The sequence below is a fragment of the Streptomyces sp. NPDC046197 genome (assembly GCF_040646295.1).
In the GTDB taxonomy this organism is placed as follows: Bacteria; Actinomycetota; Actinomycetes; order Streptomycetales; family Streptomycetaceae; genus Streptomyces.
The window spans coordinates 91808-110013 of sequence record NZ_JBEYZY010000016.1 but is presented as its reverse complement, the minus strand read 5'-3'; the positions used below and the strand labels follow the sequence as shown (position 1 = coordinate 110013).

The 18206-nt window shown below is 67.4% G+C and carries 14 protein-coding genes and 1 pseudogene; 2 read left to right on the top strand and 13 right to left on the bottom strand.

Features of this window, described 5'->3' with window-relative positions; genetic code table 11:
- Positions 1 to 148: 148 nt before the first annotated feature.
- The 8 genes and pseudogenes from AB0A61_RS23010 to AB0A61_RS22975 all read right to left on the bottom strand — a co-directional run bounded on the left by AB0A61_RS23010 (position 149) and on the right by AB0A61_RS22975 (position 9529).
- Positions 149 to 778, bottom strand: a complete 630-nt coding sequence (locus AB0A61_RS23010) for a hypothetical protein (protein WP_361295125.1) — start codon at positions 776 to 778, stop codon at positions 149 to 151.
- A 68-nt stretch (positions 779 to 846) separates the two neighbouring features.
- On the bottom strand, positions 847 to 1548 hold the full coding sequence (locus AB0A61_RS23005; protein ID WP_361295122.1) for a ribonuclease HII: 702 nt from the start codon (positions 1546 to 1548) through the stop codon (positions 847 to 849).
- A gap of 81 nt (positions 1549 to 1629) precedes the next feature.
- Positions 1630 to 2253 (bottom strand): TetR/AcrR family transcriptional regulator, encoded by a 624-nt coding sequence (locus tag AB0A61_RS23000; RefSeq protein ID WP_361295119.1) that lies wholly within the window; start codon positions 2251 to 2253, stop codon positions 1630 to 1632.
- 448 nt (positions 2254 to 2701) lie between these two features.
- A pseudogene (locus AB0A61_RS22995) lies at positions 2702 to 4606 on the bottom strand (recombinase family protein); the annotation flags it as partial.
- Positions 4607 to 4901: 295 nt separating this feature from the next.
- Complete coding sequence (locus AB0A61_RS22990) at positions 4902 to 6353, bottom strand: replication initiator (RefSeq protein ID WP_361295116.1); 1452 nt, start codon at positions 6351 to 6353, stop codon at positions 4902 to 4904.
- 1440 nt (positions 6354 to 7793) lie between these two features.
- A complete protein-coding gene (locus tag AB0A61_RS22985) occupies positions 7794 to 8030 on the bottom strand; it encodes a hypothetical protein (protein WP_361295113.1) in 237 nt (78 codons plus the stop codon).
- Positions 8027 to 8269: a hypothetical protein gene (locus AB0A61_RS22980; RefSeq protein ID WP_361295110.1), complete on the bottom strand. Its 243-nt coding sequence runs from the start codon at positions 8267 to 8269 to the stop codon at positions 8027 to 8029. The genes AB0A61_RS22985 and AB0A61_RS22980 overlap by 4 nt, the downstream gene beginning before the upstream one ends.
- 78 nt (positions 8270 to 8347) lie before the next feature.
- A complete protein-coding gene (locus AB0A61_RS22975; protein ID WP_361295108.1) occupies positions 8348 to 9529 on the bottom strand; it encodes a helix-turn-helix transcriptional regulator in 1182 nt (393 codons plus the stop codon).
- A 152-nt stretch (positions 9530 to 9681) separates the two neighbouring features.
- On the opposite strand from AB0A61_RS22975, the gene AB0A61_RS22970 reads away from it, so the two are divergent.
- Positions 9682 to 11127, top strand: coding sequence for an MFS transporter (locus AB0A61_RS22970; RefSeq protein WP_361295105.1), 1446 nt, complete (start codon positions 9682 to 9684; stop codon positions 11125 to 11127).
- A 357-nt stretch (positions 11128 to 11484) separates the two neighbouring features.
- Here AB0A61_RS22970 and AB0A61_RS22965 read toward each other — a convergent pair whose 3' ends face one another.
- From AB0A61_RS22965 to AB0A61_RS22955, 3 genes are all read right to left on the bottom strand, one after another.
- Complete coding sequence (locus AB0A61_RS22965; RefSeq protein ID WP_361295102.1) at positions 11485 to 12393, bottom strand: ADP-ribosylglycohydrolase family protein; 909 nt, start codon at positions 12391 to 12393, stop codon at positions 11485 to 11487.
- Between the two features lie 12 nt (positions 12394 to 12405).
- The gene (locus AB0A61_RS22960; RefSeq protein ID WP_361295099.1) at positions 12406 to 13065 is read right to left on the bottom strand and encodes a histidine phosphatase family protein; all 660 of its coding nucleotides are present in this window, start codon (positions 13063 to 13065) and stop codon (positions 12406 to 12408) included.
- Positions 13066 to 13183: 118 nt separating this feature from the next.
- Positions 13184 to 13789, bottom strand: a complete 606-nt coding sequence (locus tag AB0A61_RS22955) for a YdbC family protein (protein WP_361295096.1) — start codon at positions 13787 to 13789, stop codon at positions 13184 to 13186.
- A gap of 156 nt (positions 13790 to 13945) precedes the next feature.
- Here AB0A61_RS22955 and AB0A61_RS22950 point away from each other — a divergent pair, with 156 nt between their 5' ends.
- The gene (locus AB0A61_RS22950) at positions 13946 to 14479 is read left to right on the top strand and encodes a TerD family protein (RefSeq protein ID WP_361295093.1); all 534 of its coding nucleotides are present in this window, start codon (positions 13946 to 13948) and stop codon (positions 14477 to 14479) included.
- Between the two features lie 82 nt (positions 14480 to 14561).
- Here AB0A61_RS22950 and AB0A61_RS22945 read toward each other — a convergent pair whose 3' ends face one another.
- A complete protein-coding gene (locus AB0A61_RS22945) occupies positions 14562 to 17462 on the bottom strand; it encodes a vitamin B12-dependent ribonucleotide reductase (protein ID WP_361295090.1) in 2901 nt (966 codons plus the stop codon).
- Positions 17463 to 17623: 161 nt separating this feature from the next.
- Entirely contained in the window at positions 17624 to 18181 is a 558-nt protein-coding gene (gene nrdR, locus AB0A61_RS22940) for a transcriptional regulator NrdR (RefSeq protein WP_361295087.1), read from the bottom strand.
- Positions 18182 to 18206: the final 25 nt, after the last annotated feature.

Here is an 18206-nt window from a genome sequence, read left to right as displayed (position 1 = left end):
GCTACGACATCGCGCGACCGGTGTGCACAGCCGACCGCCCGCGATCACCGGCGCACGCCGAAACTCCCTCCGTACCGGTGCGCCGCGACGGCGCCCGTCGCCCTCGCCCCGGACGTACGGGAAAGGTCCCGAACGTACCGGAAGCCACTCAGACGCCGGCGCCCAGCACCGAGTTGATCTGCTGCGGGTCGCCGCAGACGATCAGCAGGGCACCGGCCCGAGCGTGGGCCAGCGGGAGCGCGGTGGCGGCGGAGGCGGCGGGACCGCCGTTGATCGCGACCACTACCACGGGGCGGGGCGCGGCGCGGGAGGCCAGGGCGGCGTCCGCGTAGAAGACGTCGTCGCCCGCATCGTGCTGCGCCCAGTAGGAGGCTTCACCGAAGGACAGCTCATGGGCGGCCCACGGGTGCGGCTCGCCGGTGGTGATCACCAGCACCTCCCCGGGGGCACGGCCCGACTCCAGAAGCAGGTCGACCGCTTCCTCTGCCGCGTCGAGAGCTCCCTCGGCCGAGGCGGGGATCAACTGGATCTGCGGGCTCGCCGAGGCCGCGGGGGCGGCCGGAGCCGACGGCCCGGGCTTGGCCGCGGCCACGTCCCGAGGCGCGCGTTGCACCGGCGCCGCGGGCCGCAGGGGACCGGGACGGCCGGGGCGCGGCGGAGCCGCGGGGCGGGGGCCGGGTACGGGACGAGGGGTCGGCGCGGTGCGGCCAGTGGCCGGAGTGACGCGGGGACCCTGGGCACTCTCGTGAATCTGAGGCTCCTCGGGAATGAGAGGCATGGGCTGATATTTATCAAACGCTGGTACGGCACGCGCGAGCGGGTGGCACCTAGGGACGAGCGGAACCGTCAGAAATCGAAGCCGAGCTGGCCCTCGATCTCCGGAACGCTTCCCTCCGCCCAGACGCGGACTTTCTTGAGATGCCGCCACCTGGGCAGCGCATCAAGATACGCCCACGACAGCCGGTGGTACGGGGTGGGCCCCCGCTCCTCCAGCGCGGCCCGGTGCACGGGCGACGGATACCCGGCGTTGGCCGCAAAACCGAAGTCTGCATGGTCGATACCCAGTTCGGCCATCATTTTGTCGCGGTGAACCTTGGCAATCACGGAAGCCGCGGCCACCGCCACACACGACTGGTCGCCCTTGATGACCGTACGCACCTGCCAGGGCGTGCCGAGGTAGTCGTGCTTGCCGTCGAGGATCACCGCGTCGGGCCGGACCGGCAGTCCCTCCAGGGCCCGCACCGCGGCGAGCCGGAGCGCGGCCGTCATGCCCAGGTCGTCGATCTCCTCCGGCGAGGCGTGCCCGAGGGCGTACGCCGTCACCCACGTGTGCAGCTCCTCGGCGAGCGCGGTGCGCCGCTTCACGGTGAGCAGTTTGGAATCGGTGAGGCCCACGGGGGGACGGCGCAGTCCGGTGACCGCCGCGCAGACGGTGACAGGACCGGCCCACGCGCCACGCCCCACCTCGTCGACACCGGCAATGACCTTCGCTCCAGTCGTGGCCCGGAGGGAGCGCTCGACGGTGTGAGTAGGTGGTTCGTACGGCATGGCGCCCTTAGCGTACGCTGCCCGGATCCCGCCGCGACACCCGGTTTCCCCCCGTGACCTCGCTCCTGGCCGACCCTGCGGTCAGCGACCGTGCGGCCGCAGCAGCGGAACCATGAGCTGATCGATCATTTCTTCAAGATCCCGATCCGGCCATTCACTCCCGCACATCTTGGAGCGGTACATCAACATGGCCGGAATCGCATCGAAGACATAGCCGTTCGCGGCATCGGGCCGGACCTCTCCTCGCCCTATTCCGCGGGTAATCACCTCGCGCAGCAGCTTGATGGTCGGCTCCACGACCCCTTCGAAGATGACGCCATGGAAGCGCTCCACCTGCGCGGGGTCGCATTCGTGAATCACCGCGCGAAGCGCGAAGCCGGGGCGCGAGTACATCGCCTCACGCGCCTGGCGGCACAGCGCGAGCAGGTCCTCGCGCACGCTTCCGAGATCCGGCGCCTCCTCGGCACGCGGCAGACCGGCCTGAAGGGCGTCCGCGACGAGGTCTTCCTTGGACGGCCAGCGGCGGTAGACGGCGGCCTTTCCGGTCTGGGCGCCGGCGGCCACGCCCTCCATGGTGAGGCCCTTCCAGCCGACCGTACTGAGCTGTTCCAGCGCGGCATCGAGGATCGCGCGTTCGAGCACGGCGCCACGCCGACGCGGGGAAGTCGTCTGAGCGGGGGCGGCCGTCCAGCCCGAGGTAACCATGTGTGTTCGTCTCCAGCGAGCGGGGAGCGGGGATTTCGGAGTGAGAGACCAAGCGGCAGCGGCGGGGGACACGCCACATGAAAGTGCCTTAAGTGAACGCTTGCGTTCACTACTGGGGACTCACTACCTTTGACGCGACAGTGAACGCGATCGTTCACTAATGCTGTTGTGGGGGACCCATAGTGACAACCTCTCAGTTGATTCAGGACCAGAAGCCGAGTACCGCCCGCCGGGAGGGGCATCCCGGCATCGCGCTCACCGTCATCGCCGCCTGCCAACTCATGGTGGTACTCGACGCGACAGCTTGATCATGAGTCTCGGAGTCCTCCAAAAGGAGCCGAGGCTCAACGGCCCCTGAAATCTCCAGGTCAGGCAGGCCAACCGCTGTGGACACGTCCGGCACGGGAGCCGTCTCAGCGCCAGCCAGAGCGGCCACGACACGGCCCCAGGTCCCATCGTCGACCCACCTTGACCAGCGCGACATGAGGGACTTGCGTGCGCCTCGCTGCATACGCGCAGCCGCCTCGCCCCACCCCTCTCCCGTTCGCCCCTTCCACAGGATGGCTTCTACTGCATCCCTCAGCGGAAGATCCGTCTTCTTTCCAGACCCTCGACCAGTCTTCTTTACGAGCGGCTTAATCTGAGCCCAGTCATCATCGGTGACCCCTACGGGAATCCCCAGGCCGCGTTCCCGGAACCACATGCCAACCGAGCATTCCTTGCCCGCCTTCCTCACGGGAACCGTCCCCTGAACCCGGACCCTGATGTCTGCTAGGTCGATCACCCCGGCCTGATCTTCTGGCGGCATGCTGGGCATTTCCGTGCGCGCCAGCTCAGCCAGCGACCGTAGGTCTCGTGCCCTCTGTTCGGCTGCAAGGGTTTCCAACTGCCAGGTCACGGCTTCACTCTTGAGTTTCTTCAGCCGCGCCAATTCCTCCGTCAGCGGCTTGACTGCGGCCGCAACCAAATCTTGCGCCGCCTCACCTTCCAAACCCATCTCCGCAGCCTGTTTCGCCGTCATCCCCATGACGGTAGCAATCGCCTTTTCTTGTACTGCCATGTTGCGATCGAGGTCTTCGATTCGGTCTTCATGCGCCAAATTACCTCCGAGGGTCACGTCAATCCACTCAGAGGCAAGGGCCATCAATTCGTCCGGATCTCCAAAGATCTTGGCGGTACGGCCCCAAACCTCAGCCTCGATCTGTTCGGCGTTTATCTGACTGCACTTACACACGGGAGCCCCGGCATACTTCGGTTGCTTCCCAGAGCAGACATAGGTGCGCTCACCCGTGGAGGACTGCACTCGACCTACGTAATAGGAGCCACAAAGGCTTTCAATCCTCATAGAGAGCGGGTAAACATTCCTCCCTTTTCGTGGCGAGCGCCGCTTTGCAATCTTCTCAGCGGCATCTTTAAGCTTCTGCACCTGCTTTTCGTCAAGCACGGGATCCAGACGAATCGTGACCGTCGCCCCGTAAAGCGGGTTTCCGTCGGAGTCAACCTTTGCACCGCGACCGTACCGAGAATCCCTTGACTCGACGTCCCTGAAAACCTGAACACCCTCAAGTACAGCACGTGACATCATGCGGCATTTCAGGTTTTCACTGGACCACGGCGCTCCCGAGCGAGTCACCAAACCCTCAAGATTCAACTTGGCAGCCGCGTCGGTCCAACTCAGCCCGTCATCAACAATCAGCGCATAGGCCCTGCGGACAGTGACCGCTTCACCTGTCAGGGACTCGCCCTCCCGACACACATCGAGGATGAGGCGACTCTGCCCTTTCACGCCCTGATCCTGAACACGCCAGCCATACGGGACGGTACCGCCCGTGTAGCCGCCCTCTTCCGCCTTTTCCTGAACGCCTCCCTGCGTGCGGTCTCGGATAACCTCACGCTCTTCCTCCGCGTAGTCGGCATCCTTGCGCATCTTCTTACGGCCGTCGACGGTTGTGTTGTCGTAGTCACCCTTTACAACGGCGACGTAGACGCCAAGATCTTCAAGTTCCCAGACCCAGCGCCAGAATGCCCGCCCGGTACGACCAATCGCACGGCCTTCAGGAACAACCACGACATCGAAGGGCCGGGGGTCCTGCCGGACATCCTGCATGAGTCGCTTCAGGTCGTCTCGCTCGTGCGCTTCGAGACTCCCGCTCACTCCCTCATCGGCGTAGGTGGCAATGTGTTCCCACCCCTTCTTGTGGATGTACTGCGCCGTCTTCTTACCGGTGTAGGCGATGCCGTAGCCCTTGGCCTGCTCCTCGGTCGACACTCTGAGGTAGTCGACGGCCCGAAGTTGAGCACCCTTGACGGCTGTGTCCACGACCTTGACAGCGGACGTGAGAGGATGGGTCATGTCAGTCCCTTCGCGACTGGCAGGCCAGCCTGTCGGTTGGCCCGACCCCGGAGCGCGCGCCAACGTATCTCCGGGGTCGTTCTCTTGTACGGCTACTTTAGCCTTCACGCCCTGCGTCGTGGTCAGGTTCCTTTTCGTCAACTCTCGTTCCTCTCAGAAGCATTGCCTTCCTTCTCGGTCAGATGCTTGAAGAGGAGCCGAGCAAGCCGCCTTCGCTCAGCAGGACCCCAGTCAGCCGTACGCCAAACTTCCGTGACGGTGGATCCGTCGGCCCGACGCTCGATCCGCTTCCGACTCATGCCTCGAACCCCCGATCCGCCATTTCCTCACGGGCCAGTTCGCGGCTTGTGGCGATTTCCTCGGCGATGCCGGCGGCGAGCCGGGCAGCACCGGGGGTATAGCCAGAGCCGACATAGCGCCAATTCGATTCCGTGACGGCAGCCGAGTTGCCGGTCGGCTCGATGTCGGCCCGCTGGTGTGCAGCTCGTTCCTCGCGCAGCGCCGTGTACGTGGTCGAGTAGCGGCGGGACTTGCTGAGGATGTGGCCCCGGTAGCCGAGGCTGTGAGCCCAGGTTCGTAGTCTGAGGTGTTCCAGCTCGGGCAGGCCTCCCAGACGCCAGCATGTGGCCATCAGGGCCCGCACGTGGGGCGTGACAACCGCCGCGTGGATGTCATCGGGACCAGTGACGCGGTAGTCCAGTCCGGCGCCGGTCTCGACGGTGCCCTTGGAAACGTACTTGGCCACGTAAGCGGCCACAGCGTCATCGGTGGGTCCCTCTCCGTCCGCGAAGGCCCGGATCGGCCGTACGTCGAGTTGTCGCCCCCAGACAAGCAGTACGTCCCCGTAGGCATCCGATTCCGGGGCACGCACGTTCGCCGACACAGCAGCCGCGTGAACGGCATCAGCTAACAGTTCGGGCGTGGCCCAGGTCGGAGAAGGGTCACCCGGACCGGCCGGACCATCGAGGCGGACCACCGCATGGAAGTGGATCGCCGCCCGCTTCTGGTACTCGGCCACCTTCGCAAAGGACACCACCAGGTGATCACCGAGCCGTGAGCGCGGTATCCCTGCGACGGAGGCGAGGTGACGCCGTGCGGCGGTCGTGAACCGGTCCCACAGTCGCCCCGCGTGCGCATGCCACAGGATGTGGCCCACGTAGTCGTAGCAATCAGCGCACAGTGGACGGCCCAGCGCTGGGTCATCCTCTATGTGGACCAGGCCGCAGCCGACAGAACGCCCGTGCTCACACAGACCGCCATCCCGGCGTGGTCGGCACCGCTGACCATCTCGGAAGCGATGGACGGCCCCGAACGAGGGTGCCGTCAGAGTGACGAACAAGCGGGGCTGATCCCGGACGGCATTGGGGATGTTCTTGCCGCCCGACAGACCCGCCCGGATCAGTTGGTAGGTGTCACCCGCGTGCAGGTAGGCACACGGCGCACAGACCGAGGCACGGCGGTTGCGACATCGGACGGCCAGCCGTTCGCCCGGTTCTCCGGCGGTCGAGTAGGACGAGATCACCTCACCCGTCAGGGTGTCGTGGGTGATCGTAGAGCCGGACAGGTAGACCGGATGGGCACACCCCCCAATGGCTTTGATCTGCTCCAGCAAGCGCGGAAACAGGGGGTCGTGCGCGAGGCGGATGATGTCCCGATCAACATCGGACAGCAGCCGCAGACGCTTCTCACGCTCCAGCGCAGTGGAGCGGAAGGTCGAATGAGTCACCTCATACGAGGTGTTGAGCATAGGGCACCTCCAGAACAGACGGGCAGGGAGGAGCGCGAGCCGAGGCGCAGGCGTGAGTCATGTCTGATGTCCTTTGGATGCGAAGTGATGAAGTGTCAGGTGTGAGCGTGAGAGCGTGTCGAGGCAGCGCGAATGAGAGCGAAGACAGAGAAGGCAGAAGAAGTATGTGATGTCTGCTGAAGAAGTCTGTGTCTAAGTTTGTGTATGAGAATCGCCGAAAAGGCTCGTCGCTCGAACACCCATGATCGCATGAGCGCCAGCCCAACGCGAGCGAATTTCGGTCGAGGGTAGGGCACTTGGACCGACGTGGCGGGCGGCTGCGTGTGACTGGAGGGAGCGCGGTCAGCCGGTAACGCCCCGGACCATGTACCTGCGGAAGCCGTGTCGGAATCTTTCTTCACTTACTCCAGGCGGCCCGCCTTCGGCGGACCGCGCGCGCTGGCGGCCGGGGCCGCCGCCGCTCCCTGTCTCCGCCACCGCTGCGGCGACCCCGCCACTCAGCGCGCAGTACGACCAAGGCGGTCACACAGCCGGAATGCCGATCGAGCCCGTTCCAAGTGCCGGGCTGCTTGCGCTCCCCTCCCCGGCGTGCGGCCTTCGGCCGGTCCGGTCCGGGGTGCCGCCGCCCGGCACGAGACTCAGGCGTGAGCTGCCCGCTAGGGCCAAGCGTGCTCACCCTCGTGCCCCTCGAACAGGCCGCACACAACGTTGTCCACCCGTGTCTCATCCCCGAACCGGCGCACCATGCACGGATCGCGCATCTCCACTCCCGAGCGCCACCACACCCACGTCATACGGCCCGTGGCGTCCTGCGCTTCCACGATCCCCGCCGCGTGATCAGGCCCCTCATGCGCCTCCAGTTCGCAGCGCAGCGCCAACGCGGGAGAGACGTCCGGTTCCACCCCCGCCACACGGCACGCTTCCGCCTGCATCTCCGGCGGGGGCGCGAACTGATCATCGCAATGCTTCACATGCACCTCACTGAGTAACCGAACATGGACAGCCCCAGCGCGGGCGAAGCCGGGGAGCAAACCTCTTGGGCTGGGGCCGACGGCCTACGAGGCTTTAGACAGCCACCATGGGGCGAGCCTCTAAGAACAGGGGGCCGATCGGGCTATTGCGGGCAGGTCCCAAAGACTGCCCGATCCGCTGGCGAGCGTAAGGCCCCCTGTTCACTCGCCCCATGGCAGCTCCCGTCCAAAGCCTCTACGGCCGGCGGCGTGCTCACAGCGCGCCACTACCTGCGGAAAGACCCGCCCCCGCCGGGGCTTCTCTGAGTCGGGGGAGTCTCGATCAGCTAGGTCCGGCGGGGACGGGAGATCTACGGCAGCGGGGAACCGAACGCGGCAGCGACGCCCAGCACGAAGCCGCACGAGCCAGAGACCATGATGATCACCAGCGGGCCCGTGAAGACGGCTAACCAGCTCACCACCCGACGCATCACGCGTGCCGCCAAGTGCGCCACGGGCGCATGATGATCTCCCGGAACGTGTGGTGCGACGGGTTCTTACCGCAGTGCTCTAACACCCAGCTCTGCCCGTCCGCGAAGTCCTCGCTGCCGTCCGAGGACTCACCGCACACCGCGCACTCCATCGCGTACGTGGTCGGCTCCGCATCCGGCTCACGATCCGGAGTGAGGGTCCACGTCTCATGGCGAATCACTGACCTCACGCTCACAGCCGCCGCTCCGTCCGCCGGTTGGCCGCCTTCACACCCGCGCTGAGCCGCTCCGCAGGAGTAGCCGGGCGGATCAGGTCGGGGTTCGCCTCCCATTCCCGGCCGCCGCCCACCGGACGCAGCATGGCGTACGGACCGGCCATGGCCTGGTACTCCCCGACCTTGCGTCTTGCCGGGTCGTACACCAGCTCTCCGCACTCAGGGACGGCCGCCTGTGCTGTTCTGCCTTGAGTCGCCATGCAGATCACGCTACGTAGCGGAGCGAGCGCACCTCAATGGCACTTTGACGAGGTGTCAGAGCGAAGTGCCACAGGGTGTCACAGCGGGACGCCGATCGCGTCGGCAAGGCTCCGCATGTCCGGCGTAAGGGTGCGTCGCCGACCGATCACTCGACTGAAGATGTCCCGCGCGTATCGCTGGTTGGGCAGCCACTGAGGAGCATCCGCGCGGATGCCCTGAAGGACTTCTACGGTCTTTGCGTAGTCGCGTGATCGCGCGTGCGCCTCCGCGACATCCAGGAGGTGACGGTTGCGGTTGTTGGATGTGGGCCGCATGCCGCCCGTCGGGATACGCGCCGAGAGCTTGAGCACCAAGTCAGGCTTGTCGACGATCATGGCATTCTCAGCCCGCTTCAGAGCCACCGTGACCGGCCCGAATGCCTGCAAGAAGTCGTCACGCGGAGCGAACTCCCGCCCCATCGCAACCGCCGCCGAGTTGGCGTAGCGCAACGCGTCCTCAGCCTCTCCCTGCCGGTTGTCCCGGATCGCCGCAGCGGAGGCCCGGAGCAGCAACCAGCCCCACGCGCTCAGCTCTGCCGGAGTCGCCCTCGAGATGCGAGGTTCCACGTCGTCCGCCCACCGCGTGGCCAGTTCACGTGCCTCAGCCAGCCGACCACGCCGCAGCAGCAGCCAGCACTGTGTGTTGACGGTTGCCGCTCCTTGAAGCCGGTCCGAGGCATCTTCCAAGGACCGGGAAAGCGCGATGTCAGCAGCCTCGAACTGCCGAGTTTGAGTGAGCAGCCACCCTGTGAGCTGTGAGAGCCGCACGCGCACCTCCCGACCCTCCGCGCCTGTCTCGGCGACGAGGTCAGCGTCCCGCAGCAAGGGCGGAAGGATCACGCTCAGCTCCGCGAAACGATCGCTGGAGAACAATGGCAGGGCGGATTCAAGGGCGTGCCGCACACCTTCCACGGTCGGCTCTTCGGCCATCCCGTCCGCACGCACAGGAGCCACGAGTGCCCGCCGGACGCCTTCCCAGCGATCATCCGCCCCCGGCGCCGCTTCCGGCTCGTCCTCATGGTCGGCGAGGAGGTTTGTCGTCGGCACTCGCAGCGCGTGTGCCAGTTGGCGCGCGGTCTCCAGACGCGTGTCAGCCCGCTCTCCCTGCTCCAACTTCCTGATCAAGGACAGGGAAACGCCGGACTCGCTCGCAAGCTGCCGTTGCGTCATCCCACGCCGCTTGCGTACTTTCTGGAGCCGCTTGCCAATGTCGGCACTCATGATTCGAGCGTACGGCGCCCGCAGCATTACCGCAGGCTTCCGGCCACTCATCGCGCCATGCGGGGCAGAAGCTCCGTGTGAAGCCTCCGCCCCGAACCAAGGGCTGCCGTCAGCGGGCAAGCTGAACTCGGAACCTCAGAACACACGGCCCGATGCTTCCCGACGCGACGATTGTGAACATCGCACTCCCGCACATTCAAGACGCGCTCAAGTTCAGCACGACGGACCTCACCTGGGTCGTCAGCTCGTACACGCTCACCTTCGGTGGCCTGCTGCTCCTCGGTGCCCGCGCCGGTGACATCCTCGGCCGCCGCCGGGTCTTCATGACCGGCATCCTGCTGTTCACCTTCGCCTCGCTGCTGGGCGGACTCGCCCAGGAGCCCTGGCAGTTGCTGGCCGCACGCGCCCTGCAGGGCATGGGTGGCGCGATCGCGTCGCCGACCTCGCTGGCGCTCATCACCACCACCTTCCCCGAAGGCCCGGAGCGGAACCGCGCCTTCGGCGTCTTCGCCGCGGTCTCCGCGGGCGGCGGCGCGATAGGCCTGCTCGCCGGCGGCATGCTCACGGAGTGGCTCGACTGGCGCTGGGTGCTCTTCGTCAACGTGCCCATCGGCGTACTGATCGCCCTGCTGACGCCGCTCTACATCAATGAGTCCGAACGGCATCCCGGGCGCTTCGACATCGCGGGCGCGCTGACCTCGACCGTGGGCATGGCGGCCCTCGTCTACGGCTTCATCCGGGCGTCGGAGAACGGTTGGCGGGACAGTCTGACGCTCGGGTCCTTCGCGGCCGCGGTGGTCCTGCTGGTGGCCTTCGCGCTCACCGAGCGGCGCGCCAGGGAGCCGATCACCCCCCTGAGGATGTTCGCGGACCGCAACCGCTCGGGCACGTACGTCATCATGCTCAGCCTGGCCGCCGCGATGTTCGGCATGTTCTTCTACATCGTGCTCTTCGTGCAGAACGTGCTGGGGTACAGCCCGATCAAGGCCGGGCTGGCCTTCCTTCCGGTGACCGTCGCGATCGCGGTGGGCGCGGGTCTGTCGCAGCGGTTCCTTCCGGTGCTCGGCCCCAAGCCGTTCATGCTCGGCGGCTCGGCACTCGTGGCGATCGGGCTCGTCTGGCAGACCTTCATCAGCCCCGACAGTTCCTACGTCGGCGGGGTGCTGGGGCCGATGCTGGTGTTCGGCTTCGGAATGGGCCTGAACTTCGTGACCGTGACGGTCACCGCCGTTTCGGGTGTGGCCCAGCACGAGGCGGGGGCCGCCTCCGGGCTGCTCAACGCCACACAGCAGGTGGGCGGTTCGCTCGGTCTGTCGATCCTGACGACGGTGTTCGGCTCGGCCAGCAAGGACGAGGCGAAGAAGCAGCTGCCGAAGTTCCTCACCGACGGTTCGGCGGAACAGAAGGCGGAGTTCGCCAAGACCCATCAGCTGCCCGCTCCCTGGAGCCACGACGTGCTCGCCCAGGGCATCTCCACGGCCTTCGTCCCGGCCGCGGCGATGGCCGCGCTCGCCCTGCTCACCGCCTGGCTGGTGATCCGGGTCCGCAGGAGCGACCTGGAAGCCCTCGCCGGCACGGCGGGTCCCGGGATCGGGTGACCAGGCCGACCGCACGAAGGCCCATGGAGAGCCCCACGCCGTCCGCAGGGTCCACCGCCCGGGCATGAGGGCGACCCTCGGCCCACCGTCGTCCGTTCCCCGCACCCCGCGGCGAACGGACGACGCACACGGTCCGCGCCGAGCCACACCACCGCAAACAGCAGGACCACTCCAAACAGCAGGACCCGCATGGCCACCCCCTCGGACGTTCCTGTGCCATCCGTCTGCGTCGAACCCCGAATCGCACAGCAATCACACAGCGGATGCCACTACAACGGACGAGCGGTCACGCAGAGTTCCCGACCGACACGGAGAGTTCCGATGAGGAGAGATGGCACGGACCTCCGGGAAGGCACCTCACACGGACGTGGGCACCCAGTCCGGGAGCGCCTCCGTCCGCTGCACCCACTCCGCGGGCGGCGTTCCGGCCTTCCCCGATGCGAGCACCCCGCCCACGATGGCGCAGGTCGTGTCGACATCACCACCGGCCTTGGCGGTGGTCCAGAACGCGGCCTCGTAGTTTCCGAGGCACCGGGCAGCCGACCAGAGCGCGAAGGGCACCGTGTCGTGGGCCGTCGTACGCCGGCCGGAGCCGAGGACGGCGGCGACGGTCGCCGCGTCACCGTAGTCGAGCATGTCCCGAGCGCGCCGTAGACCGGCGCCGACAGCGCTCCTGGCCGGTACGAGGGCGATGACGCCGTCGAGCAGCGCCTCGGAGCTCGGTGGACCGCCGGGAGCGGCGGTCAGAGCGGCTGCCGCGGCGACGGCCATGGCGCCGACGACGGCCTCGCGGTGCTGGTGCGTGGGGTAGGCCGAGATCTCGGCCTGGTGGGTGGCCTGCTCCGGGTCGTCCGCGTACCAGGCACCGAGCGGGGCGATCCGGGTCGCGGCGCCACTCCCCCACGAGCCCAGCCCCTTGAAGAGGTCGGGCGCGAGGACGCGCCAGTCGCCGCCTTCGCGGACCTGGTCCAGCAGCCGGGCCGTCCCCGCGCCGTACGCCCGGTCAGGGCCGCGGTGCTCGGCGAAGGACCACGCCAGGGCGTCCTGGTCGATGCGGTGGTGGGCGGCGAGGACGGCGATCACGGAGCAGGCCATCTCCGTGTCGTCGGTCCAGTGCCAGCTGCCGGGCGGGAGCTCGCGGCGCTTGAGCAGCGGATAGTTCGCGGGAACGAAGAACTGCGAGCCCAGCGCGTCCCCCACCGCCAGTCCGCGCAGGCCGGCCAGGGCGCGGCACAGGCGCACGTCGGGAGAGGAATCAGCGGTCATCGCTCTGCCACTCTATCCGGTGATCCCGTACGGCTCCGGGTCCCGCCATCGCTCGAACGGCCGGTCAAGGGTGTATCTGCCGTCGTCACCGAGAACGAGCATCCGCACCTCGGCGTTCCCCGGATTGGACAACGACTCGAATTCCGCGACCGTCCAGTGGAACCAGCGCATGCAGAACAGCCGCATCGCCAGGCCGTGGGTCACCAGGAGCACGTTGGGCGGATGGTCGGGGGCCTCGAAGCTGCGGAAGAGGCTTTCCAGGAAGCCACCCACCCGGTCGTAGACGTCGGCACCCGACTCCCCTTGGACGAAACGGTAGAAAAAGTGCCCGTACGCGTCCCGGTAGGCCTTCTGAAGCCGCACGTCGTCGCGATCCTGCCAGTTCCCCCAGTCCTGCTCACGCAGCCGGGGCTCCTCCCGGACCCGGATGAGGTCGGGGTCGAGGTGGAATGCCCGGAGAGTGTCATGGGTGCGCCGGTAGGGGGAGACGTACACGCTCACACGTTCCCGGCCGAACACCTCCCGCAGTTTCTTGCCGGTCTCCTCCGCCTGCCGCCACCCCCGCTCGGTGAGTGCCAGCGCGTGGTCCGGCTCGCGCTCGTACACGGAATCGTCAACATTGCCCGTTGACTCGCCGTGCCGGACAAGGACGATGCGCCGTGGTCGTGCCATGCCAGAACACTAAATCGGGTGACGGCTGATCGAGGACTCGGCCCCGCCCCATACGGCGTAGGTCACACAGAACCCGCGTCATGCACCACACGACGCACACGACCAGGGAGCCCGCCACTCACACCGTCCAGCTCGGCTCGAGCTCCACGATGTCGCCCGTCAGCGCCGCGATGTCGGCCTCCGTCTGGGCCCGCAGCGCGAGCCGTTCCACGCGCTCCGTGCGGTACTTGCCGTGCTCGGCGGACGACTGCCACATCGACAGGACGAGGAACTCGCTCCCCGGCGCCTCGCCGAAGAGACCGCGCACCATGCCGGGCGACCCGGCCATGGCAGGGTTCCAAACCTTCTCCTGCATCAGCGTGAAGTGGTCGGCGCGCTCCTCGTGGACCCGGCACAGGGCCACCCGCAGCAGGTCGGCGTCCGTGAAACGCGGCTCGAACCCCGTCTTCACGTCGAAGCGGTGGTCGAACAGCCTCACCTGCGCGTCCTTGAACGTACCGGTCTGGGCCGCGGCCAGCCGGTCGTGAGAGCGCGCCATGAAGGAGTCGTAGAAGGCACGGCTCTCCCAGAAGGCGAATATGTGCGCCGCCCCCGGCCGCGTCCGGCTCCAGCCACCGCCCTGCCCCCGAAACCCCGGCTCCCCCAGAAGCCCCGCCCACTTTCGCTGCCCCCGCTCGAAGCCGCGGCGGTCCACCACGGTGCAGCGAATCCACTTGACCAGCACCGCGCCATGGTAAGGCCACGGAGCGTGGCGCCGGTCACTCTCGCCCGGACCGCACCCGCGCATGCGCCTCCGTGTGCGTGGCACGATGGACAACAGACGTCCGGTGTCGAGCAGTTGGGACACGGCGACACACGGGGACGGGGAAGGGGGAGTCCGGTGAGCGGACTCGGCAAGGGGATCGGCAAGGTGGAAGTCGCGCTCAAGTGGGACCCGAGCCCGGCGGGGCGACCACCCACCGATCTGGACATCGTCGCCGCGACCTACGTGGCGAGCGATCCGCACGGCGCTCCCGCCTACGTGGTGCACTTCGACAGCCGCTCCCCCGACGGCACGATCTACCTCAACCGCGACAGCCGGGACGGCAGGGGCTTCGGCTGGGACGAGGTCATGACGCTGGAGCTGGACCGGCTCGCCGAGCGGTACACGCGCGTGGTGGTGGGCGTGATCATCCAGCAGCCCGCCGAACGCCGCACCTTCGTCGACGTCCGCAACCCGGGACTGCGGATCCGCGAAGGCTACTCGGTGCTCGCCGAGAACGACTTCGGCGATGTCCTCGGGGCCACGGCAGCCGCCGTCGCCGAGTTCGTGCGTGACGAGAACGGCAACTGGGGCGTGCACCCCGGTGTCCACGGCTTCGAGGACGACCCGGCGACCTTCCTGCGCAGCATGGGCAGGCTCCACCTGTCGTAGCCGGAACGGGTAAGGGGCGGCCGCCCATGGCGGTCGCCCCTTACTTCATGGCCCTTCCGTCTGCTTCACGGCCTCGCGGCTGTCAGCTGCAGCCGCTCGTCGAGCCGCAGCCCTCGCAGATGTAGCAGGAACCGGCCCGCTGCATCTTCGTACCGCAGGAGAAGCAGAGCGGGGCGTCGGCCTGGATGCCCAGCTGCATCTCCACCAGTTCGGCGCTGGTGTGCGCCTGCTGCGGGGCGGGCTTGGCCGCCTCGGCGTCGGCCTTCGGCGTGGCGACGGCCTTGAGGTCGGTCTGGCGCGGCGCCGACTGGGCCAGGCCCTCGACGTCGACCTCGTCATCGTCGATGGACTGCTCGTACGAACCGGTCTCCAGGTGACGCTGGCGCTCCTCGGCGGAGTGGATGCCGAGCGCGGAGCGCGTCTCGAAGGGCAGGAAGTCGAGCGCCAGGCGCCGGAAGATGTAGTCGACGATCGACTGCGCCATCCGCACGTCCGGGTCGTCGGTCATGCCGGCCGGCTCGAAGCGCATGTTGGTGAACTTCGAGACGTACGTCTCCAGCGGCACGCCGTACTGCAGACCCACCGAGACGGCGATGGAGAAGGCGTCCATCATGCCCGCGAGGGTCGAGCCCTGCTTGGACATCTTCAGGAAGACCTCGCCGAGACCGTCGTCCGGGTAGGAGTTGGCGGTCATGTAGCCCTCGGCGCCGCCGACGGTGAAGGAGGTGGTGATGCCGGGACGGCCCTTCGGGAGGCGCTTGCGGACCGGGCGGTACTCGACGACCTTCTCGACCGCGGTGCGGATGGTGTCCTCGGCCTTCTCGGCGATCTCGGCCTTCTCCTCCTCCTTCTTCTTGGCGGAGAGCGGCTGGCCGACCTTGCAGTTGTCGCGGTAGATGGCAAGCGCCTTGACGCCCAGCTTCCAGGCCTCGAAGTAGATCTCCTCGACCTCCTCGACGGTCGCCGACTCCGGCATGTTGACCGTCTTGGAGATGGCGCCCGAGATCCACGGCTGGATGGCGGCCATCATGCGGACGTGGCCCATCGGGGAGATGGCGCGCTCGCCCATGGCGCAGTCGAAGACCTCGTAGTGCTCGTGCCTGAGGCCGGGGGCGTCGATCACATTGCCGTGCTCGGCGATGTGGGCGACGATCGCCTCGATCTGCTCCTCCTGGTAGCCCAGGCGGCGCAGGGCCTGCGGGACCGTGCCGTTGACGATCTGCATCGAGCCGCCGCCGACCAGCTTCTTGAACTTCACCAGGGCGAGATCCGGCTCGACACCGGTGGTGTCGCAGGACATGGCCAGACCGATGGTGCCGGTCGGCGCGAGGACGGACGCCTGGGAGTTACGGAAACCGTTCTTCTCGCCGAGGCGCAGGACGTCCTGCCAGGCCTCCGTGGCGGCGGCCCACACCGAGGTGTCCAGGTCGTCCATGCGGACGGCCTGGGCGTTGGCGTCGGCGTGCTGCTTCATGACGCGCAGGTGCGGCTGCTCGTTGCGGGCGTAGCCGTCGTAGGGGCCGACGACCGCGGCGAGTTCGGCGGAGCGCCTGTACGCGGTGCCGGTCATCAGGGAGGTGATGGCACCGGCGAGGGCGCGGCCGCCGTTGGAGTCGTAGGCGTGGCCGGTCGCCATCAGCAGGGCGCCCAGGTTGGCGTAGCCGATGCCGAGCTGGCGGAAGGCCCGGGTGTTCTCTCCGATCTTCTGCGTCGGGAAGTCCGCGAAGCAGATCGAGATGTCCATCGCGGTGATGACCAGCTCGACGACCTTCGAGAAGCGCTCGACGTCGAAGGACTGGTTGCCCTCGCCGTCGTCCTTCAGGAACTTCATCAGGTTCAGCGAGGCGAGGTTGCAGGACGTGTTGTCCAGGTGCATGTACTCGCTGCAGGGGTTCGAGCCGTTGATGCGGCCCGACTCGGGGCAGGTGTGCCAGTGGTTGATGGTGTCGTCGTACTGGATGCCCGGGTCGGCACAGGCCCAGGCGGCCTCGGCCATCTTGCGGAACAGGCCCTTGGCGTCGACCTCTTCGATGACCTCGCCGGTCATCCGCGCGCGCAGGCCGAACTTCCCGTCCTGCTCGACGGCCTTCATGAACTCGTCGTTGACGCGGACCGAGTTGTTGGCGTTCTGGTACTGGACGGACGTGATGTCGTCGCCGCCCAGGTCCATGTCGAAGCCCGCGTCGCGCAGGGCGCGGATCTTCTCCTCCTCCTTGACCTTGGTCTCGATGAAGTCCTCCACGTCGGGGTGGTCGACGTCGAGGATGACCATCTTGGCGGCGCGGCGGGTGGCGCCACCGGACTTGATGGTGCCGGCGGAGGCGTCGGCGCCGCGCATGAAGGAGACCGGACCGGAGGCGTTGCCGCCGGAGGAGAGCAGTTCCTTGGAGGAGCGGATGCGGGAGAGGTTCAGGCCGGCGCCGGAGCCGCCCTTGAAGATCATGCCCTCTTCCTTGTACCAGTCGAGGATCGACTCCATGGAGTCGTCGACGGACAGGATGAAGCAGGCGGAGACCTGCTGGGGCTGCGGGGTGCCCACGTTGAACCAGACGGGGCTGTTGAAGCTGAAGATCTGGTGCAGGAGGGCGTAGGCCAGCTCGTGCTCGAAGATCTCGGCGTCGGCGGGCGAGGCGAAGTACTTGTGGTCCTCACCGGCCTTCCGGTACGTCTTCACGATGCGGTCGATCAGCTGCTTGAGGCCGGTCTCGCGCTGCGGGGTGCCGACGGCCCCACGGAAGTACTTGCTGGTGACGATGTTGACCGCGTTCACCGACCAGAAGTCGGGGAACTCGACGCCACGCTGCTCGAAGTTGACCGAGCCGTCGCGCCAGTTGGTCATGACGACGTCACGGCGCTCCCAGCTCACCTCGTCGTACGGGTGTACGCCGGGGGTGGTGTGGACGCGCTCGATACGCAGTCCCTTGGTGCCCTTGGTGCCCTTGGCTCGGGAACCTCGTGCCGGACCGCTCGCCGTCTCTGTCATGCCGCCTCCCTGTACGGGCGAAAACGCCCTGAAGTGCTCCGATGTTCCCGAAGCACGTGTTCTGTCTGGTGCTGCGGGCGCCCTCTCGCTGCCGCCCGCAACAGGTCTTCCTCGCCGCCGCTCAGCCGGTTCCGGACGCGCCGTCCGGGCCGGCCCGTCGATCAGTCGGCGGCGCGTGCGGGCACGGGGACCTCAGCCGTCCCTCCGCGCCCGCGTTCGTCTTCCTGGCTCCCCGCGACACCGCCGCCGTCCTCGCCCTCCGCGTCGGGGCGTCGCGACCCTTCCCTCAGTTCCGCGATCGCGGCCTCGAAGTCCTCCAGCGAGTCGAACGCCCGGTAGACGGAGGCGAATCGCAGAAAGGCGACGAGGTCGAGCTCCTGCAAGGGGCCGAGTATGGCCAGCCCCACGTCATGGGCGGCCACCTCGGCGCTTCCGCTGGCCCGCACCGCCTCTTCGACCCGCTGGCCGAGCTGGGCGAGCGCGTCCTCGGTGACAGGCCGTCCCTGGCACGCCTTGCGGACGCCATTGATGACCTTGGTACGGCTGAAGGGCTCGGTGACTCCGGACCGCTTGACCACCATGAGCGAGCACGTCTCCACGGTCGTGAAACGACGGGAGCAGTCAGGACACTGGCGGCGCCTGCGGATCGACGTGCCGTCGTCCGTCGTACGGCTGTCGACGACGCGGCTGTCGGGGTGCCTGCAGAAGGGGCAGTGCATGGACTCCAACCCTCCTCACAGCAGA

Bases quoted from the DNA above. Each gene is read 5' to 3' on its own strand.
- AB0A61_RS23010 (WP_361295125.1), bottom strand. From the start codon at position 778: ATGCCTCTCATTCCCGAGGAGCCTCAGATTCACGAGAGTGCCCAGGGT.
- nrdR (WP_361295087.1), bottom strand. From the start codon at position 18,181: ATGCACTGCCCCTTCTGCAGGCACCCCGACAGCCGCGTCGTCGACAGC.
- AB0A61_RS22975 (WP_361295108.1), bottom strand. From the start codon at position 9,529: ATGAGTGCCGACATTGGCAAGCGGCTCCAGAAAGTACGCAAGCGGCGT.
- AB0A61_RS22980 (WP_361295110.1), bottom strand. From the start codon at position 8,269: ATGGCGACTCAAGGCAGAACAGCACAGGCGGCCGTCCCTGAGTGCGGA.
- AB0A61_RS23005 (WP_361295122.1), bottom strand. From the start codon at position 1,548: ATGCCGTACGAACCACCTACTCACACCGTCGAGCGCTCCCTCCGGGCC.
- AB0A61_RS22945 (WP_361295090.1), bottom strand. From the start codon at position 17,462: ATGACAGAGACGGCGAGCGGTCCGGCACGAGGTTCCCGAGCCAAGGGC.
- AB0A61_RS22965 (WP_361295102.1), bottom strand. From the start codon at position 12,393: ATGACCGCTGATTCCTCTCCCGACGTGCGCCTGTGCCGCGCCCTGGCC.
- AB0A61_RS22990 (WP_361295116.1), bottom strand. From the start codon at position 6,353: ATGCTCAACACCTCGTATGAGGTGACTCATTCGACCTTCCGCTCCACT.
- AB0A61_RS23000 (WP_361295119.1), bottom strand. From the start codon at position 2,253: ATGGTTACCTCGGGCTGGACGGCCGCCCCCGCTCAGACGACTTCCCCG.
- AB0A61_RS22970 (WP_361295105.1), top strand. From the start codon at position 9,682: ATGCTTCCCGACGCGACGATTGTGAACATCGCACTCCCGCACATTCAA.
- AB0A61_RS22960 (WP_361295099.1), bottom strand. From the start codon at position 13,065: ATGGCACGACCACGGCGCATCGTCCTTGTCCGGCACGGCGAGTCAACG.